This window comes from Arenibaculum pallidiluteum (assembly GCF_017355985.1).
GTDB classification, from domain to species: domain Bacteria; phylum Pseudomonadota; class Alphaproteobacteria; order Azospirillales; family Azospirillaceae; genus Arenibaculum; species Arenibaculum pallidiluteum.
Genome location: NZ_JAFIQU010000002.1, coordinates 299523 through 322309 on the forward strand (window position 1 = coordinate 299523; position 22787 = coordinate 322309).

At 71.4% G+C, this 22787-nt stretch carries 18 protein-coding genes; 5 read left to right on the plus strand and 13 right to left on the minus strand.

Annotation, left to right across the window (positions count from 1 at the left end; genetic code table 11):
* The first annotated feature begins 12 nt into the window (after nucleotides 1-12).
* Nucleotides 13-3501 carry a double-strand break repair helicase AddA gene (addA, locus tag JUB13_RS05455; protein ID WP_207477775.1) on the plus strand — a complete coding sequence of 1163 codons (3489 nt, stop codon included), beginning with the start codon at nucleotides 13-15 and terminating at the stop codon, nucleotides 3499-3501.
* On the opposite strand, the gene JUB13_RS05460 is transcribed toward addA, so the two are convergent.
* Nucleotides 3405-4622, minus strand: coding sequence for a class II glutamine amidotransferase (locus JUB13_RS05460; RefSeq protein WP_328702870.1), 1218 nt, complete (start codon nucleotides 4620-4622; stop codon nucleotides 3405-3407). The genes addA and JUB13_RS05460 overlap by 97 nt on opposite strands.
* A gap of 194 nt (nucleotides 4623-4816) precedes the next feature.
* Complete coding sequence (locus JUB13_RS05465; protein WP_207477777.1) at nucleotides 4817-7867, minus strand: ATP-binding protein; 3051 nt, start codon at nucleotides 7865-7867, stop codon at nucleotides 4817-4819.
* Nucleotides 7868-8341: 474 nt separating this feature from the next.
* Here JUB13_RS05465 and JUB13_RS05470 point away from each other — a divergent pair, with 474 nt between their 5' ends.
* On the plus strand, nucleotides 8342-9064 hold the full coding sequence (locus tag JUB13_RS05470) for an endonuclease III domain-containing protein (protein WP_207477778.1): 723 nt from the start codon (nucleotides 8342-8344) through the stop codon (nucleotides 9062-9064).
* A 25-nt stretch (nucleotides 9065-9089) separates the two neighbouring features.
* Nucleotides 9090-9548, plus strand: coding sequence for a hypothetical protein (locus JUB13_RS05475; RefSeq protein ID WP_207477779.1), 459 nt, complete (start codon nucleotides 9090-9092; stop codon nucleotides 9546-9548).
* A gap of 53 nt (nucleotides 9549-9601) precedes the next feature.
* Here the strand turns inward: JUB13_RS05475 and JUB13_RS05480 are convergent, their stop codons facing one another.
* Nucleotides 9602-10300, minus strand: coding sequence for a DUF2076 domain-containing protein (locus tag JUB13_RS05480; RefSeq protein WP_207477780.1), 699 nt, complete (start codon nucleotides 10298-10300; stop codon nucleotides 9602-9604).
* A gap of 140 nt (nucleotides 10301-10440) precedes the next feature.
* On the opposite strand from JUB13_RS05480, the gene JUB13_RS05485 reads away from it, so the two are divergent.
* On the plus strand, nucleotides 10441-10638 hold the full coding sequence (locus tag JUB13_RS05485) for a hypothetical protein (RefSeq protein WP_207477781.1): 198 nt from the start codon (nucleotides 10441-10443) through the stop codon (nucleotides 10636-10638).
* 127 nt (nucleotides 10639-10765) lie between these two features.
* Nucleotides 10766-11089 carry a thioredoxin TrxA gene (gene trxA / locus JUB13_RS05490; protein WP_207477782.1) on the plus strand — a complete coding sequence of 108 codons (324 nt, stop codon included), beginning with the start codon at nucleotides 10766-10768 and terminating at the stop codon, nucleotides 11087-11089.
* A gap of 60 nt (nucleotides 11090-11149) precedes the next feature.
* On the opposite strand, the gene JUB13_RS05495 is transcribed toward trxA, so the two are convergent.
* The 10 genes from JUB13_RS05495 to yddG form a co-directional block, all read right to left on the minus strand.
* Complete coding sequence (locus JUB13_RS05495; RefSeq protein ID WP_207477783.1) at nucleotides 11150-12034, minus strand: DMT family transporter; 885 nt, start codon at nucleotides 12032-12034, stop codon at nucleotides 11150-11152.
* Nucleotides 12035-12129: 95 nt separating this feature from the next.
* Nucleotides 12130-14514, minus strand: a complete 2385-nt coding sequence (locus JUB13_RS05500; RefSeq protein ID WP_207477784.1) for a glucose/quinate/shikimate family membrane-bound PQQ-dependent dehydrogenase — start codon at nucleotides 14512-14514, stop codon at nucleotides 12130-12132.
* Nucleotides 14515-14722: 208 nt separating this feature from the next.
* Complete coding sequence (locus JUB13_RS05505) at nucleotides 14723-15466, minus strand: hypothetical protein (RefSeq protein ID WP_207477785.1); 744 nt, start codon at nucleotides 15464-15466, stop codon at nucleotides 14723-14725.
* Between the two features lie 81 nt (nucleotides 15467-15547).
* Nucleotides 15548-16774, minus strand: a complete 1227-nt coding sequence (locus JUB13_RS05510; RefSeq protein WP_207477786.1) for a folylpolyglutamate synthase/dihydrofolate synthase family protein — start codon at nucleotides 16772-16774, stop codon at nucleotides 15548-15550.
* Nucleotides 16771-18084 (minus strand): bifunctional folylpolyglutamate synthase/dihydrofolate synthase, encoded by a 1314-nt coding sequence (locus JUB13_RS05515; RefSeq protein WP_328702871.1) that lies wholly within the window; start codon nucleotides 18082-18084, stop codon nucleotides 16771-16773. The genes JUB13_RS05510 and JUB13_RS05515 overlap by 4 nt, the downstream gene beginning before the upstream one ends.
* Nucleotides 18053-19027, minus strand: coding sequence for an acetyl-CoA carboxylase, carboxyltransferase subunit beta (gene accD, locus JUB13_RS05520; RefSeq protein WP_207477787.1), 975 nt, complete (start codon nucleotides 19025-19027; stop codon nucleotides 18053-18055). Before accD ends, JUB13_RS05515 begins: the two co-directional genes overlap by 32 nt.
* A 13-nt stretch (nucleotides 19028-19040) precedes the next feature.
* On the minus strand, nucleotides 19041-19877 hold the full coding sequence (gene trpA / locus JUB13_RS05525; protein ID WP_207477788.1) for a tryptophan synthase subunit alpha: 837 nt from the start codon (nucleotides 19875-19877) through the stop codon (nucleotides 19041-19043).
* Complete coding sequence (gene trpB, locus JUB13_RS05530) at nucleotides 19874-21103, minus strand: tryptophan synthase subunit beta (protein WP_328702872.1); 1230 nt, start codon at nucleotides 21101-21103, stop codon at nucleotides 19874-19876. The genes trpA and trpB overlap by 4 nt, the downstream gene beginning before the upstream one ends.
* Before the next feature lie 88 nt (nucleotides 21104-21191).
* A complete protein-coding gene (locus JUB13_RS05535) occupies nucleotides 21192-21851 on the minus strand; it encodes an HAD family hydrolase (protein ID WP_236024782.1) in 660 nt (219 codons plus the stop codon).
* 14 nt (nucleotides 21852-21865) lie between these two features.
* Nucleotides 21866-22780 (minus strand): aromatic amino acid exporter YddG, encoded by a 915-nt coding sequence (gene yddG / locus JUB13_RS05540; protein ID WP_207477791.1) that lies wholly within the window; start codon nucleotides 22778-22780, stop codon nucleotides 21866-21868.
* Nucleotides 22781-22787 lie beyond the last annotated feature (7 nt).

Here is a 22787-nt window from a genome sequence, read left to right on the forward strand (position 1 = left end):
CCCCGGGCCTCGATGACCGTCGCCGACCGAACCCTCCCCATTGATCCCAACGTCAAGCAGCGCGCGGCGTCGGATCCCGAATGCTCCGTCTGGGTCGGCGCCTCGGCCGGCACCGGCAAGACCAAGGTGCTGACGGACCGGGTGCTACGGCTGATGCTGGCCGGCACGCCGCCCCACCGGATCCTGTGCCTGACCTTCACCAAGGCGGCGGCGGCCGAGATGGCCAACCGCATCAACGGGACGCTGGCCCGCTGGGCCACCGTGAGCGACGCCGAGCTGGAGGACGCGCTGGCGGCGCTGTGCGGCGAGCGGCCGTCCTCGGCGGCCCGGACGGCAGCGCGCCGGCTCTTCGCCCAGGTCGTGGACTGCCCCGGCGGCATGAAGATCCAGACGATCCATGCCTTCTGCCAGTCGCTTCTGCGCCGCTTTCCGCTGGAGGCGCGCCTTCCACCGCATTTTGAGGTGATGGACGACCGCACGGCCGAGGAGCTGCTGGCGGGCGCCAAGGACGCCGTGCTGCGCCGTGCCCGGGCCGAGCCCGAGACGCTGCTCGGACAATCCCTGGCGCGCCTGACCCGGGACGTGTCCCAAGAGGATTTCGCGACGCTGCTGCGCGACCTGACGGCGGAGCGCGGCCGCCTGCGCCGGATCCTGGAGGCCATGGGCGGGGTCGAGGGCGCGATCGCCGCGGTCTACGCCCATCTCGGCGTGGCGCCGGGATCGGACGACAGTGCCGTGCTGGAGGAGATCTGCCGCGACGGCGCCTTCGACCGCGACGGACTGGACCGCGCCTGCCAGGCGCTGGATGGCGGCAGCGACACGGACAGAGAGCGCGGCCGTGTGATCCGCGGCTGGCTGGCCCAGGCGGGCGACAGGGCGGAAGGTTTCCTGGACTTCGCACGGGCGTTCCTGACCACCGAGGGGCAGGTCCGCAAGACGCTGATCACCCGCAAGGCCGCCGACGCCTTCGGCGGCGCCCGCGAGGCGCTGGAGGCCGAGGCGGCGCGTCTGCTGCTGGCCATGGAGCGGGTGAAGGCTGCGGGCGTCGCCGGGTCGACGGCGGCCCTGATGCGCCTCGCCGAGGCGCTCCTGGACGCCTATGAGGAGGCGAAGCGCGGTCGCGCCCGGCTGGACTACGACGACCTGATCCTGAACGCGCTGGCGCTGCTGCGCGACCCCGGGGCTCCGTGGGTGCTGTTCAAGCTCGACGGCGGGCTCGACCACCTGCTGATCGACGAGGCCCAGGACACCAACCCCGAGCAGTGGCAGGTGGTCGCCGCCCTGGCCGAGGAGTTCTTTGCCGGCCTGGGCTCCCGGGACGGCGTGCGCACCCTGTTCGCGGTCGGTGACGAGAAGCAGTCGATCTTCAGCTTCCAGCGGGCCGATCCCGCCGAATTCGCGCGCATGCGCGGCCACTTCCAGGCCCGGGTCGAGGCGGCCGAGGCCCGCTGGGCCAAGGTCGACCTGGAGATCTCGTTCCGATCCACAGGAGCGGTGCTGGAAGCGGTCGACGCCGTCTTCACGCTGCAGACCGCGCGCGACGGCGTCGCCTTCGAGACCGGGACGGTGATCCGCCACATCCCGTTCCGCCGGGGCCATGCCGGACTGGTGGAGCTGTGGCCCCCCGTCGCCCCCGAGGAGCCGCCCGAACCCGCCCCGTGGGAACCCCCGGTCGAGCGCCGCCGGGCCGATGCCCCATCGGCCCGGCTGGCCGCGGTGATCGCCTCGACGGTGCGCCGCTGGCTCGACAGCGGGGAAAGGCTGGAGGCGCGCGGCCGCCCGATCCTCGCGGGGGACGTGATGGTGCTGGTACGCCGGCGCTCGCGCTTCGTCGAGGAGCTCGTGCGCGCCTGCAAGGAACGGGGCGTGCCGGTCGCGGGCGTCGACCGGATGGTCCTGACCGAGCAGCTCAGCGTCATGGACCTGATGGCGCTCGGCCGGTTCCTGCTGCTGCCCGAGGACGACCTGACGCTGGCGACCGTGCTGAAGGGACCGTTCCTGGGCCTCTCGGAGGAGCAGCTCTTCGAACTCGCCTGGAACCGGCGCGGAACGCTGTTCTCGGCGCTGGCGGCCAAGGCCGATTCCGACCCCCTCTTCCTGGGCCCCGCATTCGCGTGGCTGCGAGCCCTGCTGGACCGCACGGACTTCGCCCCGCCCTTCGAGTTCTTCGCGCGCGTCCTGTCCCAGCCCTGCCCGGCCGATCCAGGGCCGGGCGGGACCGGACGCCGCGCGCTGCTGGCCCGGCTCGGCCCAGAGGCGCAGGACCCCGTGGACGAGTTCCTGTCCGCCTGCCTCGCCTTCGAGCGCAGCCATGCGCCGTCGCTGCAGGGCTTCCTGCATTGGCTCGAGGCCAGCGAGGCGGAGATCAAGCGCGAGCTCGACGCCGACCGGGGCGAGGACGGCGGCAAGCTGCGCATCATGACGGTCCACGGCTCCAAGGGGCTTCAGGCGCCGATCGTGTTCCTCCCCGACACCATGGGCGTGCCGATCCAGGGCCCGCGGATCCTCTGGCCGGACGGGGCGCTGCCCGTGCCGCTCTTCTCGGCCCGGCGCGCGCAGGAGGACAGGACCAGCGCGGGGGCCCGGGCCCGCGCCGACCTGCGGCGCGACCAGGAGTACCGCCGGCTTCTCTACGTCGCACTGACGAGGGCGGAGGACAGGCTCTATGTCTGCGGCTGGCAGGGCCGCAGGCCGCCCGGGCCGGACTGTTGGTACCGGCTGACCGAGGCCGCCATGCAGGAGCATGGCGAGCCCTGCGCCTTCGACTTCTCGGAGCTGTGCCCCGAGGGCTGGGCGGGACCGGGCTGGCGCCTGCGCGGCCCGCAGACGGTGCCGGCGAGGCCGGACGGGCTCGGCCTCGTCGAGGCGGCTGCCGCCGCGCCGCTGCCGGGCTGGGCCGCCGCCGCCGCGCCGGAGGAGCCGAGCCCTGCCCGCCCGCTGACGCCCTCGCGCCCGGACACGCCGGAGCCCGCGCTGCGCTCCCCGCTCGGCGCCGACGACGGTGCGCGCTTCCTGCGCGGCACGCTTGTCCATCGCCTGCTCCAGACCCTACCCGAGCTGGAGGCGCCCGCGCGCGAGCAGGCCGCGCGGCGCTACCTGTCGCGGCCCGCACACAGGCTCGCCGCCGAGCAGCAGGACGAGATCGCGCTGGAGACGCTGGCGGTGCTCGCGGACCCGCGTTTCGCACCCTATTTCGGTCCGGGTTCCCGGGCCGAGGTACCGGTGGTCGGGGTCGTCGGCCAGGACCGGGTGATCGCGGGTCAGGTCGACAGGCTCTTGGTCACGGAGGACGAGGTCTGGATCCTCGACTACAAGACCAACAGGCCCGCCCCCATGGCCGAGGAGGATGTCTCGCCAGCCTATCTCCAACAGATGGCGGCATACCGCGCGGCGCTGCGGCGGATCTATCCCGGCCGCGACGTACGCTGCGCCCTGATCTGGACCGATGGGCCGAGGCCCATGCCGCTCTCCTCGGCGCTGCTCGACCGCTGGGCACCCTGAGACTGAGGGCCGCGCTGCGGCCGCGACGGCCGCCCCGCCGGCCGGGATGACACGACCTCGCCGTCCTGGAAGACCACGAAGCAGCCGGGATCAAGGACCTGCCAGGTCTCGTCCCGGGTGAGCGGGCGCGTCGCCACCACCGTCACGACGTCGTGAGGCGTGGTCTCGCGGGCGAAGTCGACCGTCAGGTCCTCGTCCAGCAGGGTCGCCGCGCCGAACGGAGCGCGGCGGGTGATCCAGGCCAGCTTGGTGCTGCAGAAGCAGAAGAGCGCACGCCCGTCGGACAGCAGCAGGTTGAAGACTCCCAGCCGGTTCAAGTCGCGTGCAAGACGGCCGATCTCGGCCGCGAGGGTGCGCACCGGCGGCGCCTTGTCCCATTTCGCGCGCAGCCGATCGAGGATCCAGCAGAAGGCATGCTCGCTGTCCGTCGTCCCGACGGGGCGGTAGAAGTCCAGCGGCCGCGCCTTGACGCCCCTGAGCTGGCCATTGTGGGCGAAGGCCCAGATGCGGCCCCAGAGCTCGCGCGTGAAGGGATGGGTGTTCTCGAGCGCGACACGCCCGCGGTTGGCACGCCGGATGTGGCTGATGACGGTCCGGCTCTTGATGGAATAGCCGCGGATGAAGCGCGCGATCTCGGATTCCGCGCTGGGCGCGGGATCATGGAACATGCGGCAGCCCTTGCCGTCGTAGAAGGCGATGCCCCAGCCGTCGCCGTGCGGGCCGGTCTGCCCGCCCCGGCGCATCAGGCCAGCGAAGCTGAAGCAGATGTCGGTGGGCGTGTTGGCGGACATGCCGAGGAGTTCGCACATGGCAGGACAAGCGCCGGTCAGCGGGAGGGCCTCCATCGAGCCTCGGATCGCCGCATATTTCAAGCTGCGAGACGGGATGGCCGCGCCTGGCCGCTGCGCGCCGGCAGCGATGAATGGGCCCCGTGCCTGTTTCCTGACCCGGATGTAGAACGGAAGAGAGGTGCCCATGAGGGCCGGCGAGCCAGTGCGATGCGAACGATGCGGACGGTTCCATATCGTCGCGACCGCGGCCAAGGACGAGGTTCCGGACAAGTGCCAGTGCGGTGCTCCGGCGACCGAGGGCAGCATGAGGCCGTGCGGCGTCGACGACATCCCTCACGAGACCCCGCTTGCCCAGATCCGGATGAGGACCGACACCTAGGGTCGGCATCGCCCGGCTGCGCCCGCCCGATGGGGTGGCCGCGTGGGGTTGGCCGCGTGGGGTTGGCGGCGTGGGGTTGGCGGCGTGGGGTTGGCGGCGTGGGGTTGGCCCCGGAGATCCCCCCCCCGGAGATCAGTCTCTGGAGTCAAGCCGCCGGCGGATCCTCGCCCGAGAAGGCACGTGCCACGTCGGCGGCCTTCTCCAGCTCGGCCAGCACGTGCTCGACCGCAACCCTGACCGCCAACGGATGGTCCGCCCTGCAGGCGACGATCAGAGACGCGCAGGCGGAGACCAGCGCCGAGAAGCCGAGTATCCCCGCGCTGCCGCGAAGGGTCTGGCCGAGTTCTCCGAGCTGTCGGACATCGTCGCCAGCCTCGGACAGCTCCCGCGTCACCACCGCCGCCTGCTCCACGAAGGCGGCAAGCAGCACGCCCAGATTCTCCGCACCCAGGGTGGCCCGGAGCTCCGCGAGATTCCTGGCGGGCTCCTCGACGGCGCGCGGCGTCCTGCGTGCCCGCCGGTGGCGCATCACGGCGTCGAGGATGTCCGCGGCGGCGGCAGGCTTGCGCAGGACCGCATCCATGCCGGCGGCAAGGCAGTCCGCGACGCCCTCGCCGTCGGCGGTCAGGCCGATGACGGGGACGCCCGCCGCATCGCCCTCCGTGCGGCGGAGCAGGCGGACGGCCTCGATGCCGTCCATCACCGGCATCCAGAGATCCATCACGACCACGTCGAAGGCCCCGCCGGCCGCGATCGACAGGACCTCGGCGCCGTTCGCGGCCTCCACCACGGTGTGCCCCGCCCGCTCGAGCACCTCCCGCAGAAGCATGCGGTTGATCTGCAGGTCCTCGGCCACCAGGATGCGCAGCCCCTCGGCAGCGGGCGGCAGCGAGGGCGCGGCGCCCTCGCGAGAGGCGGGCTGATCCGCCGCGATCCCGAACGGCACCACCAGGCCGAAGGTGCTGCCGACGCCGGGCTCGCTCCGGACGTCGATGTCGCCCCCCATCATCCGGGCGAGCCCCCGCGCGATGGCGAGACCGAGCCCCGTTCCGCCGAAGCGCCTCTGGGTCCCGGGCTCGGCTTGGCCGAAGCGTTCGAAGATCGCCCCCAGCCGGTCCTCGGGAATGCCGATGCCGGTGTCGGCGACCTCCAGGCGCAGGAGGACCCGGTCGTCCGAGCGCTCGAGCACCGACAGGCCGATGGCGACTTTTCCGGTGCCGGTGAACTTCACGGCGTTGCCGAGCAGGTTCATCAGGATCTGGCGCAGCCGCATCGGGTCCCCGAGCACGCGCCGAGGCGTTACCGGATCCACCGCGATGGTCGTCTGCAGGTCCTTTTGCGCGGCCATGGGCAGGATCATGGCCCGGCATTCCTCCATGAGCGCCAGCAGGTCGAAGGGCACCTGCTCGAGCTCAATGCGGCCTTCCTCGATGCGCGAGAAGTCCAGGATGTCGTTCACGAGCGCCAGAAGGCAGCGGGCCGCAGAGCGCTGGAGCGACACGTAGCCCCGGCGCTGCTCGCCGATCGCGTCGTCGTCGAGCAGCTCCGAATAACCCATGATCCCGTGGAGCGGCGTCCGCAGCTCGTGGCTGATCATGGCAAGGAACCGGGACTTGGCCACGCTCGCCGCCTCCGCGGCCCTACGTGCGTGATCGCGCTCCTCCGCCAGCGAGCGCATCTCATCCGCCAGCGAGCGCAGCACCTCGGCCTGCCGCTCGACCTCCAGCCGCGCCTCGACCAGATCGGTGACGTCGGCATGGGTTCCAAGCATGCGGACCGGCGCCCCGGCCTCGTCGCGGATCAGCCGTCCGCGGTCAAGGACCCAGCGCCACTCCCCATTCTGGCGCCGGATCCTGTGGGTGTGCTGGTAGAAGTCCGTCCGGTCCTGGAGATGGTCGATGATGCCCGCCAAGGCCCCGTCCACATCGTCGGGATGGATGCGCGCGCCCCATCCAGCCTCCCGGTCGCCGGGCTCGGCCTCGTCGGAGCCGAGAAGCGCCTTGCCGTCCCCGGAGAAGAGGAATCGACCGGTCCGCAGGTCCCAGTCCCAGAGCTCCTCGCGCGAGCCCAGCAACGCGAGGCGCAGCCGCTCCTCGCTCGCGCGGAGGTCCTCTCCGCGCGAGCGCAGCTCCTCCGCCATGGAGGCGAAGAGGGTCAGCGCCTCGCGGAGCTCCGGCGCGGCGCACCGGGGCAGGGCCTGGGCGGGCGCGGGAATGCCCCGTGACAGGTCGCGGATGGCGCAGACAAGGCGCCGCGCAGGGGCGACGACCTGGCGCTCGGCGGCATGCCATGCGCCATATCCGGACAGTGTCAGGATGGCGATCGCGACCACGCCGACCCCGAGGATGCTGCGCTCGTCCGGGCCGAAGATCTCATCCCTGGCGTAGTCGACGAACAGCCGCGCCCCTGTCCCCTCGAGCGTCGTGAGGACCCCGATCCGCCAGACGCCGTCGGCGCCCTTGCCCTCAACCACGGTCTGCCCGTCCGCCACCTGCCTGTCGGACGGGACGGGCGAGTGGAACTCCGTTCCGGGAAAATCCGCTCCCCCAGGCGCGTCGCTGGCTGGGTGCCAGGCCAGGACTCTGCCCGTGCCGTCGACGAGAACCGCCGAGCCCCCGGTCATGGCCCGGGTGCGCGCAGAAAGCTCGTCGAACCACCGCAGGTCGATCCCTGCCGAGACGACGCCGGAGACCGTGCCGGCACCGTCCGTCACCGGCGCGCTCGCGACGATCGCCGGCATCCCGGTGGTGCGTCCGACGACATAGTCGCTGAGGACGAAGCGTCCGGTCCGCAGCGTTCGCGTGAAGTAGTCCCGTCCGTCGATGGCGACCGGCGCCTCCTCGGCGGAACTGCAGACAGGCACGCCGTCGGCGCGGGTGACCAACAGCAGTGTGAGCCATGCGTAGCGGGGGGCGTGCTCGCGGAGAAGCCGCGAGCACGCGGGCCCCTCGAAGGCCATGACCTCCGGCATGCGGGCAGCCAGCTCGACGAGGCCCCGCGCCTCCTGGATCACCCGCTCATGGGCGGCCGCGCCGTGACTGGCGAGCAGCAGCGTCGCCGTTCGCGCCTCGTTGAGCCGCGAGTCCAGCAATCGTCCCGCCAGGGCCACGATCAGCATCGCCGCGGGCAACAGCAACAGCACGATGAGGACGAGGATGCGCCATTTCAGGCTGATCGACCGCATCAAGCCGCCCATGCTGAACCTCGGCAACGGCAACCCTGACTGAATACCACATGGCCGCATTCGCAACGAGACGTTTAAAGTGAGAATCTAATTTTCTTAAACTACATAAATATTGATTCAATCAAGATTGTTCGGCGTCCGGCAAGCCCAACATCGGTTCACGAGGATGCCATGGCGATACCATTAAAGACATCAACAGGTGATCATCAGGACACCGGCATTACTGACTGCCTAAAAATCTCTTCTCTACGCGCGCAAAAACTGTGCAGCGCCACGCGCTATCCTGGATCGCAACGGATCAATCCATATGACCACTGGCTGTTCCTCCACAGCATCGGCCCGGTCGCCGGCCCTTGGCATTCTCGTCGCCGGAACGGTGCATGCGGCAAGGCGAAGCACCCGCGCAGCATCGGGGCGCCCGGCTGCATCGCGTCCGCGTGAGTCCCGACCGTCCCGACTGTTGACATGGAGGAGGAGCGATCCGCGATGCCCTTGCCCGAATCTGCCGCCACCCGCCCCCTTCACTCCCGCCTGCGCGGGCCCGCCGAGAAGGAGCCCTTCGACGTCGACGAGGCGTTCCGGCGCCTCCGCCTCGCCGTGGCCGGGCTCCCCAAGGCGGCGATGTTCGAGCTACGCGACCGCGGCTTCTCCACGCCCTTCGAGCAACTCGTCGGCGCCCTGGTCTCGGCGCGAACGCTCGACGAGACCACCATCGCGGTGTGTCTTCGCCTCTTCGCGGCGGCGCGCACGCCCGAGGCCATGGCTGCGCTGGACGAGGCGGAACTGATCCGGCTCCTGCACGGCGCCACCTTTCCAGAGCCCAAGGCGCGTGCGCTGCGGGCGCTCTCGCGCGAGATCGTCGAGCGCCATGGTGGCCGGGTCCCCGATACCGAGGAGGGGCTGACCGCGTTTCACGGCGTCGGGCCGAAGATCGCGGCGCTGACCCTCGGCGTGGGCTTCGGCAAGCCTGCGGTCTCGGTGGACATCCATGTCCATCGAATCACCAACCGCTGGGGGCTGGTCGCGACCCGTTCTCCCGAACGCACCATGGAGGCATTGCGGCGGACGCTGCCGCAGAGGTACTGGGTGGAGATCAACGAGCGCCTCGTCCCCTTTGGCAAGGCCGTGTGCACGGGCATCCGGCCGCGCTGCTCGACCTGCCCGATGCTCTCGATGTGCCGCCAGGTCGGCGTGACGGAGCACCGGTGAAGGTGCACTTGCAAGGAGCGAGCCCATGGCGTGCAGTCGTATCGAGATCGCCGGCCGGGCGGCCGCCGCCGCCGTCCTGATCGCGCTGGCGGGCTGCGCAAGCCCGGAGGCCGAGCGCGCCGCCGTCGCCCCGCAGGCGCTGGTGGGTCTAAGCAAGGAGGCGCTGCTGGCCTGCGCGGGCGTGCCGCTCCGCAGCGCGCGCACCGGGGACGGCGAGGTGCTGGAGTACGAGCGGAACGTCGTGAACGTGAACCGCAACGTGGATATCGACGAGAGCCCGGCGTCGCGGATCCTGCGATCGCGCCGTGGCGGCGTGGGGATCCCCTTCTACGAGAGCACGGTGACCGAGACGCGCTTCCCCTATAGCTGCCGGGCGACCTTCACCCTGCGCGACGGCATCGTGCGGCAGCTCAGCTACAACCAGGACCGCGACCTCAGCCTCTGCCACCAGATCGTCGGCAACTGCGCCCCGCCTGGCCGCTGAGCCCGCCACGTACGGGCCCAGGGCCGACACGCCCGGGGCTCTGCACCCGCGGGTCAGATGTCCTCGCTTCCGCCGTCGTCGAAGCCGCCCCCGTCATCCGCGCCACCGTATCCAGAATCGTCGTAGGAGGCCTGCTCGTAGCCCGGCGCTTGCTGGTCGGGTTCGGGCTCGTAGCCCTGGTCGGCCGCGGCCTCGTGGCCGAGCCCCCCGGCATCGGCGGCCTCCGCATGCCCGGCGTCCGGCGTCAGCATGTCCATGATCAGGTTCCCCGCGACGATGCCGCCCGCCACGGCGACCGCCGTCTGCAGCGCGCCACCCATGAAGCCACCGCCCGGGCGGCCATAGCCGGCGGAGGCATTGGCCCACGGGCCGCCGGCACCCGGGGCCGGGCCCCAGGGGCTGGGGGCTCCGTAGGCGGGCCCCGAGGCAGGCGAGGCCACCCCGGCGGTCCCGCGGGCGCGCTCGGCTGGACGCGGCTGCTGGCCGCCGAAGATACCTGCCAGGAAGCCGCCGCCGCCCGCCGGGCGGGACTGCACCTCGCGCTCGAACTCCTGGATCCGCGCCTGGGCCGCGTTCAGGGCCTGCTCCTGCACGAGGATCGCCTGGGCCATGTAGTAGGGAGCGGCCGGCTGCCGGGCCAGGTGATCGGCGATCAGGCGCTCGGCCTCGGCATCGCGGGGGCCCGTGCGGTCCTGCGCCTCGCGCAGCTTGCCGAAAAGCCCGTCGATGATCTCGCGTTCGTTGCGGTCCATGAGCTTCCTCGCTGCGGCCCAGCCACTTCGCCCGGAGAGGTGGCGCCGCCATCCTTCGGATCAAGAGGGCGATGCTCTTGGAACAGCCGGCGGGCCAGAGGGTTGTCCGCTCGGAAGGCCATGACGCGAAGGAGATCGGCATGACCGAGGACAGGACCAGCAAGGCCAAGGCACGGGAGCTGGCGGAGAAGGCGCTCGACAAGGCGGCCGAGGGCGACGAGCGGCAGAGCGAGAAGCTGCTCGAGGAGGCGCGCAAGATCGATCCGGCGGCGGTCGCCGAGGTGTCGGACGAGATCGAGGAGGACCGCCGGCAGGCCGAGCGCTACTCGGACCTCTGAGCGCCGCGCCCGGCGTGCAGGGCGGACCTGCGCAGGGGGTCGCCTTGACCGCCCGGCGACCCAATGCCTACATTCGATGGGAACTCTTCCGGCATGCCGCCGGGCGAAAGAAAGACGCAGGAATCCCATGAGCAGCACGACCGCGGTCACCGATTCAAGCTTCGATTCCGACGTGCTGAAGGCGTCGGGACCGGTCCTGGTGGACTTCTGGGCGGAGTGGTGCGGCCCCTGCAAGATGATCGCGCCCGCGCTCGAGGAGCTCGCCAAGGACAAGGCCGGCGCCCTCACCGTCGCCAAGATCAACATCGACGAGAACCCCAAGACTCCCGGCCAGTACGGCGTCCGCGGCATCCCGACCCTGATGCTGTTCAAGGACGGCAAGGTCGCCGCCACGCGGATCGGCGCCATGGCGAAGGGCCAGCTCTACACCTGGGTCGAATCCGTCATCTGACGCTCGACAGCATCCGGTCCGGGGCCCCGCCCCGGACCGGTCCCGTGCCCCCGATCGGGCTCAGGCGACCCGCCCGCGGCGGACCTCCCGGTAGAAGGTGTAGAGGCCGCTCGCGACGATGATCGCGGCGCCCACGGCGTTCCACAGGTCCGGCAGGTCGCCGAAGGCGAACCACCCGACGGGCACCACCCAGATCAGCTGCGTATAGGTGAAGGGCGCGACGACCACCGCCGGCGAGGCCGTGTAGGCGACGATCATCAGGTAGTGCGAGACGCAGCCGAGCACGCCCAGCGCCACCATCAGCGTCCAGCCCCACGCATCCGGACTCGACCACGCGAAGGGCACAGCGGCGCTCGCGACGGTGAAGCCGACCAGCGAGGTCCAGAACAGGGTCGTGGTTGCCGGCTCGGTGTGCGAGAGCAGCCGCGTCGCGATCTGGTAGAAGGCGTTCATCAAGGCCGCCGCGATGGGCAGCAGCATCGCCGGATGCATCGCCGGGCTCGGCCGGATCAGGATCAGCACGCCCGCGAAGCCGGCCGCCACGGCAAGCCAGCGGCGGATCCCCACCCTCTCGCGCAGCAGCGGAACCGACAGCGCCGTGATCAGCAGCGGCGTCAGGAAGCCGATCGCGTTCACCGTCGCGAGCGGCAGGAAGCGCAGGGCCGTGTAGACCAGGAAGGTGACCACCAGCAGCAGCAGCGAGCGCGTGACCTGCAGCCCCGGCCGGGTCGTCCGCACGTTGACGCGGCCAGCAAGAACGAAGGGGAGCATGGCCGCCAGGTGGAAGGCGTAGCGGGCCCAGGTGACCTGCCAGACCGGAATTCCCCATCCCACCAGGGTCTTGCCGATGGTGTCCATGGCGACCCATCCGAGCACGGCCAGGAGCATCAACATGATGCCGCGGCCGGGATGGGCCGCGCGCTCGGCCGGAAGCGTGATCGTCATGGCCGCGACCATGGCAGAACCCCGGAGGCTCAGGGCGTGCAAATTCGGGCGCTCAGCCCCGCATGCGCTGAATGCGCAGGGCCGCCCGCGGCGGCTCAGGACCTCGGCAGCGCATAGGCGATGACGTAGTCGCCGGGCTTCGTGCCGATGGACCCGTGCCCCCCCGCGACCTGGACGACGAACTGGCGGTCGCCGACGGCATAGGTCATCGGGGTCGCCTGCCCGCCCGCCGGCAGCCTGTGCTGCCAGAGCTGCCGTCCCGTGGCGAGGTCGTAGGCACGCAGATAGTTGTCGATGCTGGCTGCCAGGAAGACCACGCCCCCGGCCGTGATCATGGGCCCGCCGAGGCCGGGCACGCCGAGCCTGATGGGCGGCAGCGGCACGGGCCCCGCATCCTGGATCGTCCCGTTCCTGTGCATCCACGCCGTCCGGCCCGTGCGCAGGTCCACGCCCGCGACGTAGCCCCAGGGCGGTGTCTGGCACGGCAGCATGATCGGCGACATGAAGGGCTGCATGATCACCGCATAGGGACCGCCGGTGTTTAGGTTCAGCCCTGCCTCGCCGGCATTGACAGGCTGCCCGGGGCCGACCTCGTCGCTCGGGATCAGCCGAGAGGTGAAGGCGAGATAGGTCGGCATGCCGAACATCACCTGGCGCACGGGATCCACCGCCACCGAGCCCCAGTTGAAGACGCCGAAATTGCCGGGATAGACCAGCGTCCCCTCGGTCGAGGGCGGCGTGTAGCGCCCCGCGTAGCGAAGCGAGCGGAAGCGGATGCGGCAGGCGAGCTGGTCGAACAGGCTGACGCCCCACATGTCGGCCTCGCGCATGGGGGGCGGCATGAAGGTGAGGCCCGAAACCGGCTGCGTGGGCGCGGAGAAGTCCTCGGGGATCGTCCCCGACGGCGCCGGCACCTCGCGGATCGGAACGATGGGTTCGCCCGAGCGCCGGTCGAGCACGTAGATGTCGCCCTGTTTGGTGGGCGCGATCAGCGCCGGCACGGGCCCGTTGACCGTCGCGATGTCGATCAGCACCGGCTGGGCCGGGACGTCCATGTCCCAGAGATCGTGATGCACCGTCTGGCGCACCCAGCGGACCTCGCCGGTGCCGAGGTCGAGCGCCACGATCGAGGAGGAGAAGCGCTCGACCGCCTCGCTGCGGCCCATGCCAAGCTGGTCGGGAGTGCGGTTGCCGAGCGGGACATAGAGCAGGCCCAGCTCCTCGTCGGCGCTGGAGACCGACCAGCTGTTCGGCGAGTTCGGCGTGTAGGTCTCCTCCGCTCCCAGCGGCTCGGTGCGGTCGGGATTGCCGGAGTCCCAGTTCCAGACGAGCGCGCCCGTGTTGACGTCGTAGGCGCGGATCACCCCCGACGGCGCCTGGACCGCGTAGTTGTCGTTGACGGCCCCGCCCACGATGACGAGGCCCCGCGCCACCACCGGGGGCGACGTCGAATAGTAGAAGCCGCTCTGCCTGTTCGGCATGTTGGCCCAGAGGTCCACCGCGCCGTTCCGGCCGAAGCCCTCGCATACGGCGCCGCTCAGCGCGTCGAGCGCGATCAGCCGGGCGTCCGCCGTCGGCAGGAAGACGCGCGCCGCGCAGGGCTGCCCGGCGCGGGCCGGATCGGCGTGGTAGGAGACGCCCCGACAGGTCTGGTGCTGGCGGTTGGGATCCTGGGGGGTCGCTGCGTCGAAACGCCAGCGCTCCTGCCCGGTGGCGGCGTCCAGTGCGATCGCGATGTCATGCGGCGTGCAGACGTAGAGCAGGTCCCCGGCCTTCAGCGGCGTGACCTGATACGTCGTCTCCAGCACATCGTCGGGGCGGATGAGATCGCCCGTCCGGTACGTCCAGGCGACCTCCAGGCGGCCGATATTCTCGGGCGTGATCTCCGCGAGCGGCGAGTAGCGCTGGCCGTCGAGCGTGCGCCCGTAATGGTGCCATTCGCCGGGTGGGACCGCGCCCGAAGGGGCGGCCCCGGCAACCGGCTCGAGGTTCAGGCGGCCCGCGACGTCATGGGGATCGCGGAGCATGGACAGGCCCGCGACCACCAGCGTGAGGAGGACGGATGCCGCGAGCGCGATCCGGCCCGGATGCCAGCGCCGGACCCCTTCGGGGCGCCGGCCATCGGCCTGCGCTCCGCCGGTGGCCGGCGCTTGGGCGGAGGCGACGGAGGCCGCTGGGCGGCTGCCGAGCGACCAGGGCGTCAGCAGCCAGAGGCCGAGCAGGACTACCAGGCCTCCGCGCGTGCCGAGCTGCCACCAGTCGAGCCCGACCTCCCACAGGGCCCAGGCCAGCGTCACCAGGATGATCCCGGCATAGACCGCGCGGGCCGCGGGATTGCGCCGCAGGACCAGCACGGCTGTCGCTGCGAAGGCGAGCCCGGCCAGCAGATAGAACCAGCTCCCGCCGAGCACGGCCAGCCATGCCCCGCCGATCACGAGATAAAGCGCGACGGCGAGAAGTAGAAGGAAAGTGACGATCATCGGCCCGAGCCCCCCTGCTCCCCTGCTGCATGGGCGAACGCAGGCAGAGGAGCAGGCGTTCCGGGGAAGGCCACGGCGCCGGTGCCGGACCTTGCAGCCAGAGGATGAGAAATCGCCGGCGAGGCTTGATTTTTCGCCATTTCCGGGCGGTTCGCGGGATCAACGCACTTCCGGCAGGCACCCTTCGGACAGGGCGGCAGCGCCGCGCTCAGGCGAGGGTGCCGTCGACCCAGCTGTCGACCGCCAGCAGCTGCGCGCCGCTGAGGCGCTCCAGCATTCCCGAGCCGTCGCGGTCCAGGACGTCGCGCCGAGAATCCGTGCCGATCATGATGCGGAAATCCGCCCTGCCGTCGCGGTCGACACCGAGAAGGCCGATGGCCCCGGACCGGCTGGTCTCGTTCGCGCCCACGGCTTGGCGGATCTGTCCTGCGAGGCGCCGGCCGATGGAGCCTTCCACGGCCTCGCGGAACTTCCGCTGCTGCTCGGCGAGATGCTGCGCCAGCACCGCGTCGCGGCCCGTCGCGGCAGGTGTCCCGCGGTCCCTCTCGCGGCCGCGCGCGTCCATGGCCACCGTCAGGGTGCCGCCGCCACTGCGGGCATCCATCTGTGCGGTGATCACCGCGACCTCGTCATCCGGCCGCCCCGTGGGCTTCTCGATCCTGCTGCCCTTGGGCGGCGGCACGCCTTCGAGAGCGAGAAGGCGCTGGAACAGCCGCCGCGCCGCACGGTTCAGCGTCACCCCCTCGATGCCGCCGATGCCGAGCACGTCCCTCACCTTCGCGGCCAGCTTCTGCTCGTACTCCTTGTCGACGCTCTGCAGGGCGGGAGCGTCGATGGCGACGCCCGGCGGCAGGGCTGCGCCGACAGGTGCCGGGGCAGCCCTGCCGTCCGCGGGGCGCCCCGCCGCTCCGGCGACCGGCAGCGCCGCACCCTGCAGTTTATCGACCAGCATCGGCGATCCCGCTTTGCGTGTTTCGGCAGCACCGTATCAGAGCTCGGTCGCGCGGTCGACGGCATCGGCGCCCCGTGCGCCTCAGGATTTTCCCAAGGCGCGCCTTACGAGCCTCAGGAAAGTCTGCGTGCCGGCGAGCGCCAGTCTGTCGGCCCCGGTGTGCGCCAGGGTGCTGCGCAGGGCTGCCGTACAGGCTTCGGCATCGTCGTAGCGCAGGCGCCCCGCGATGGCGCCCGATGCCTCGGCCAGTGCGTGGGAGAGGCGGCCGCGCTCGCCCTCGAGCACCAGATGCTGCACAGGAATGCCGAGCCCGGCGAAGGCGGCGGCGACCCCGGACACGTCCTTGTCGTCCGGCAGCGACAGCAAAGCCAGCGGCCGACGGCCGCGGCCGAGCTCGCGCCGCCAGAACGCCGCATCGAAGGAGTCCGCCGCGATCAGGCCCTCATAGGTGACCGGCACGCCTCCCGTCCAGGCACGCCCGAAGGACGGTAGCGAGGGTAGCGGGTCCGGCGGCGCGCAGGCGCGGCCGAGATAGGCCCCGGCGGCTGCCGCCGCGATCGCGGCGTCCTCCGCCAGCCAGGAGGGCGCCTCGGCAAGCGGCAGCGTCGGCGGCTCCACGCCGATGAACGCTCCACCCGGCGCCGCGAAGGGCCGGGCCAGCGGCCCCAGCACGGCGATCTCCGACCCGTCGAGCATCGCGAGCTTGTCGGCGGCGATCTCCGACAGCGTCGGGCCGAGATATTCCGGATGCTCCAGGAAGATGCTGGTGACGACCCCAACGCGCGAACGCAACCGGCCGACCTCGTCCCAGCGCACGCCGCGCCCGCCTTCCAGCACGACATGGGCGACGCCGCGCTCGCGGAACCAGGCGAGCCCGACCAGCAGGAACAAGCCCGAAGGCGACAGGTAGCGCCCCGGAGGCAGCGCCCGCGCCGCCGTCTCCACCTCGGGTGCCAGCGCAGCCCAGATCCGCGCGAACTCGGCCTCGGTGATCGGCCTTCCGTCCACCTGGATCCGATCCGTGTGCTCGATCTCCTCGGGCGAGGTGATGCGGCCCACAGGCTCGCCGGGGCGTGCCTGCGCCAGCATGGCGGCGACTAGGCGCGTCACCGAGCCCTTGCCCTTGCTGCCGCTGACCCGCACCAGCCGGGCCGGGTCGGGAACCAGAGCCAGCCGCTCCGCCAGCGCCACCAGCGCCTCAGGCGTCCTCACCTCGCGGTCGGGACGCCCGGCGATGCGGTCCTTCTCGCGCAGATAGCCCGCGAAGATCGCGTCCAGCGCGCCCTGATAGGCGGCAGAGACACTCACGGCACGGCCAGGCCGTTCACCCGCAGCGCCTCGGCGACCAGCGCCAGGGATCCGGTGACGAGAACCCGGCCGCGCTCGCGCCCCGCGGCACCCTCCAGGGCGGCGGACAGGTCCGCGGCCGTGTCCATGGCGATCCCCACCGTCGCCGCGGCCGCGGCGCAGGCCTCCGGTGGCAAGGCGCGCGGCTCGCCGGGGATCGGGACCGCGGTCGCCGAGGAGAACCGCGACTCCAGAAGACGCAGGAACTCGGCCGGGTCGCGGTCGGACAGCATTCCGAAGACGAGATGGAGCGGCCGGTCGCCCCAGCCCGCGAGCACGGCTGCGAGCGCCCGCGCGCCACCGGGATTGTGGGCGGCGTCGAGCCAGAGATCCTGGCCCGCCGCGGCCTCGGCGAGGCGCCCTTCGGAAAGCCGCTGCAGCCGTCCCGGCCAGACCGCCTGCCGCAGGCCCTCCTCGATGGCCTTGGGAGGGACGGCGAGCCCGGAAGCCGCCGCGAGGCAGCGAATTGCGGTCGCCGCATTGACGGCCTGGTGCGGTCCCGGCAGCACCGGCGAGGGATACCATGCGGCCGTCCCGCCCGCCTGGAGGGTGAAGCCCGCTGCCTCGGGCGCGACGTGCCAGTCGCGGCCATGGAGGTCGAGCGGCGTAGACAGGGCCTCGGCCCGGGCGCGGATTACGGCTTCCGCGGCAGCCTCCTGCGGTCCGATCACGGCGGGCACGCCGGTCTTCAGGATCCCTGCCTTCTCGCCCGCGATGGCGGCGAGCGTGTCGCCGAGATAGTCCATGTGGTCCATGGAGACCGGCGTGATCACGGTGACCGCCGGCCGGGCAACCAGGTTCGTCGCGTCCAGCCGGCCGCCGAGCCCGACCTCCAGCAGGAGCGCGTCCGCGGGCTCGCGCGCGAAGGCCAGGAGGGCCGCGGCGGTGGTGGATTCGAAGAAGGTGACGGGATCGCCCGCGTTGGTGCGCTCGACCTCCTCAAGGAGATCGGCCAGGTGGTCGTCCTCGATGGGACGGCCGGCCAGCCGGATGCGCTCGTGAAATCGGACGAGATGGGGAGAGGTGTAGACGTGCACGCGCCGCCCGGCCGCCTCCAGCATCGCGCGCAGGAACGCGATGGTGGAGCCCTTGCCGTTGGTGCCCGCCACGTGAACGACGGGCGGCAGCCGGCGCTGCGGATCGCCCAGGCGCGCCATGAGCCGCTCGACCCGTCCCAGGGAAAGGTCGATCACCCGGGGGTGGAGGCGCTTCAGGCGCTCGAGGACGGGCCCCGCGCGCTCAGCGCTCGGCGGGTTCGCCGGCGGGCTCACGGCCGTCCTTGGAAGCCGCGGCGGCGGGCGGCGGAACCGCTTCCGCCTCGACCTCGGCCACGGCGATCGGCATCGCGACGACTTCCGCGACGGGCGCCGGCCGGCGCAGCAGGTCCAGGAGCTTGGAAAGCGTGCGGCGCAGGTCCTTGCGGTGGACGACCATGTCCACCATGCCATGCTCCATCAGGTATTCCGCGCGCTGGAAGCCCTCGGGCAGGGTCTCGCGGATCGTGTCCTCGATCACGCGGGCGCCGGCGAAGCCGATCTGGGCGCCCCGCTCGGCAATGTGCACGTCGCCCAGCATGGCGAAGCTGGCGGTGACGCCCCCGGTGGTGGGATCGGTCAGGACGACCACGTAGGGCAGCCCCGCCTCCTTGACCATCTCGACCGCGATCACGGTGCGCGGCATCTGCATCAGCGACAGGATGCCTTCCTGCATGCGCGCCCCGCCCGAGGCCGGGACGACCACCAGCGGCGCGTCCTGCAGCACGGCGAGCCGCGCCGCCGCGACGAGCCCCTCGCCCACCGCGATGCCCATCGAGCCGCCCATGAACCCGAAGTCGAAGGCGGCGACCACGACGGGCATTCCGTCCATCCGGCCATGCGCGACCAGGATCGCGTCCGGGCGCCCGGTCTTGGACTGCGCCTCCTTCAGGCGGTCCGCATAGCGCTTCTGGTCGCGGAAGCGCAGCGGATCCGGCGGCGCCTTCGGCAGCTCGATGGTCTGATACTCGCCGCCGTCGAACAGCATCTGCATCCGGCGCACCGGGTCGATGCGCATGTGGAAGCCGCAATGCTGGCAGACCCTGAGATTCTCCTCGAGGTCGCGGTGGAACAGCATCGCCTCGCAGTTCGGGCACTTGAGCCAGAGATTGTCCGGTACGTCCTTCTTCGCGTAGAGCGCGCGGATCTTGGGTCGGACGAAATTGGTGAGCCAGTTCATGGCGGAACTTCCTTCAGACACGGCGGGCCTCCCGGACGCCATCGGCGAGCCTGCGTACGAAGCCGAGCACATCCTCGACAAGCCCGGGGCCCGGCATTCCGGCCCCGTCCAGCCCGGCCGCGATGCGCGAGACGATCGCGGAGCCGACGACCGCGGCGTCGGCGACGCGGGCCACGGCTGCTGCGCGCTCGGGGCTGTTGATGCCGAAGCCCACGGCGACGGGCAGGTCGGTATGGCGGCGCAGCCGCGCGACGGCGGCCGCGATGTCCCCGGCCTCGGCGGACCCCGCTCCGGTGATCCCGGTGATCGAGACGTAGTAGACGAAGCCCGAGGTATTCGCGAGCACCGCCGGCAGGCGGCGATCGTCGGTCGTGGGCGTCGCCAGGCGGATGAAGCTGACGCCTTTGGCGAGCGCCGGCAGGCACAGCTCCGCGTCCTCCTCGGGCGGCAGGTCGACGACGATCAGCCCGTCGACCCCGGCCTCCAGCGCCGCCGTCAGGAAGCGGTCGACCCCGAAGCTGTAGATGGGGTTGTAGTATCCCATCAGGATGATCGGAGTCGACTGGTCCTCCTGCCGGAAGGCCGTGACCAGATCCAGCGTCCGGCGCAGCGTCGCCCCCGCCTTCAGCGCCCGCAGGCCGGCCGCCTGGATGGCCGGACCGTCCGCCATTGGGTCGGTGAAGGGCATGCCGAGCTCGATCACGTCGGCGCCGGCGGCCGGCAGCCCGCGCAGGATCGCGAGACTGGTTGCGGCATCGGGGTCGCCAGCCGTGACGAAGGTGACGAGGCCGGCCCGTCCCTCGGCGCGGAGCGCGGCGAAACGCGCCGCAATACGCGACGGGGCGCTCACAGCGCCACCCCGAGCTTCTCGGCGACGGCGAATATGTCCTTGTCCCCGCGCCCGCAGAGATTCATCACGATCAGATGGTCGGCCGGCAGCTTCGGCGCCTCCTTCACCACCTGGGCCAGCGCGTGGGAGGGCTCCAGCGCCGGCAGGATGCCCTCGGTCCTGGCCAGGAGCTGGAAGGCGTCCAGCGCCTCCTTGTCGGTAACGGCCTCGTAGCGTACCCGGCCGACGTCGCGCAGCCAGGCATGCTCGGGACCGACCCCGGGATAGTCCAGCCCCGCCGAGATCGAATGGCCCTCGATGATCTGCCCGTCCTCGTCCTGGAGCAGGTAGGTGCGGTTGCCGTGCAGGACGCCCGGCCGCCCGCCCGTCAGGGAGGCCGCGTGGGAATGGATGTCATGGAGGCCGTAGCCGCCGGCCTCGACACCGATCATCTGCACGCCGGGATCGTCCAGGAACGGGTGGAACAGCCCCATGGCATTGGAGCCGCCGCCGATCGCGGCCACCAGCGTGTCGGGCAGCCGGCCCTCGGCCGCCATCATCTGCTCACGCACCTCGTTGCCGATCACCGACTGGAAGTCACGGACCATGGCGGGATAGGGATGCGGACCCGCCACCGTGCCGATGATGTAGAAGGTGTCCTCGACATTCGTTACCCAGTCGCGGAGCGCCTCGTTCATGGCGTCCTTCAGGGTGCGCGCGCCGGATTCCACCGGCACCACCTCGGCTCCCAGCAGCTTCATGCGGAAGACGTTGGGCTTTTGCCGCTCGACGTCCACGGCACCCATGTAGACCGTGCAGGGCAGACCGAAGAGGGCCGCCACCGTCGCCGTGGCGACGCCGTGCTGCCCCGCGCCGGTCTCGGCGATGATCCGCCGCTTTCCCATGCGCCGGGCCAGCAGGATCTGGCCGATGCAGTTGTTGATCTTGTGCGCGCCGGTGTGGTTCAGCTCGTCGCGCTTCATGTAGATCTTGGCGCCGCCGAGGCGGGCGGTCAGCCGCTCCGCGAAGTAGAGCGGATTCGGCCGGCCGACGTAATGCGTCAGGTAATATCGCAGCTCGTCGGCAAAGGCGGGATCGCGCCGGGCCTCGCCGTAGGCCTTCTCAAGATCCAGGATCAGCGGCATCAGCGTCTCGGCCACGAAGCGGCCGCCGTAGATGCCGAAATGCCCGTGCTCGTCGGGCCCGGACCGATAGGTGTTCAGCGGTTGCTGGGGGATGTTCGTCACGAGGCAAGACCCGATCGCTGGGGGGAGGCGCCCCTCCCCCGTCGGAGGCGCCACCATAGCGGCCGCCCCGGGCTTTTCCAAGCCCGGGTCACGCATCCGCGCGTGCTGCCGCGACGAACGCCGCGACCTCGCGCAGATGCCCGATCACGGGCACCCCGTCAGGCGGGACCAGCGACGCCCCTTCCGCCCGGTAGGCAAGAACGCGCATCCCGGCCGCGAGCGCGCCGGCGATTCCGGGAAGGCTGTCCTCCACGACCAGACAGGCCGAGGGATCGACGCCGAGGCTGCGCGCCGCATGGAGAAAGAGGCGCGGATCCGGCTTCCAGGCGTCGAGCTCGTAGGCACTGAAGATCCGCCCCTCGAAATAGGGCAGAAGCCCCGTGAGCGCGAGGCAGAGCTCGATCTTGTCCCGGGGGCCGTTGGAGGCGATCGCCATCGGCATCCGCAGACCCGCGACGAGGTCCGAGGCGCCCTCCATCGCCCTGAGCCTTCCGCGGAACGCCTCGGCCGTGGCTGCTCGGAAATCGGGCATGAAGCTCTCCGGCAGCTGCGTTCCGAGCCGCACCTCGATTTCGGCGATGCATTCGGCCATGCGGCGCCCGCGGAAGGCCGCCACCGCCTCCTCGGCGGTCAGCGCCAGGCCGAATCCCGCGAGGCGCTCGGCCAGCACAGCATTGGCCAGGCTCTCGCTGTCCACCAGCGTTCCATCGCAATCGAAGATCACCGCCCGCAGCGGCCCGACGCCCATCTGCCGCACGGCGCTCAGCCGGACTTCTTCAGGAGCATGTCGTGGCTGGCGAGCAACGCGCCGCCGACGATCAGCCCGCAGGCCGCCCAGACGGTCCAGTGCCCCTGCGCGAGGCCCAGCAGGATCAGCAGGAGGGTCGAAAGGAGGGGCGTCGCATAGGACAGCGCGCCCAGCGCCCGGATGTCGCCGTGCTTGACCCCATGGTCCCAGACGAAGAAGGCGGCCCCGACCGGCCCGATCCCGAGGGCCAGCAGCGCGATCCAGCCGACGCCCTCCTGCGGCCAGGCGGTCGTCTCGAAGACGAGGTGGCAGAGCAGCGCCAGGACCGCGGTCGCCAGGCAGAAGCCGCCGACGGCATCCGTCGGAACATCGCCGAAGCGCCGGCTCAGCACGGAATAGGCGGCCCAGGTGACGGCGCAGGCCAGCGCCGCGAGATAGCCCGGAATGTAGGCGACCTCGACCGCGAAGCCACCGCCGCGCGTCACCAGCAGCACCGTCCCGGCGAGGCCCAGCAGCGCACCTGCGGCGTGCCACCAGCGCAGCCGCTCGCCCGGCAGCAGCGCCGAGAACAGCACGATCAGCAGCGGCCACAGGTAGTTCAGCAGGTTCGCCTCGACCGCCGGGGCCGATTTCACCGCGAGGAAGTAGAAGAAGTGGTAGCCGAAGAGGCCCCCGATCCCGATCAGCCAGACCACCGGCCGCTGGCGCAGGTGGCCCAGCGGGCTGCCTCCGCGCAGCAGCGAGCCGGCGATGCCCACCAGGAAGGCGATCCCGAAGGCGACCGCCACCATCTGGAAGGGCGGCATGGTGCCGGTGAGCGCGGTCAGCGCCGCCAGCGTGGACCACATCAGGATGGCGGAGGATCCCACCAGGGTCGCGCGGCGGACGTGCCGCTGGGGGGCCGCGGTCGTGGCGAGGCTCGCTGTCATGGTGATC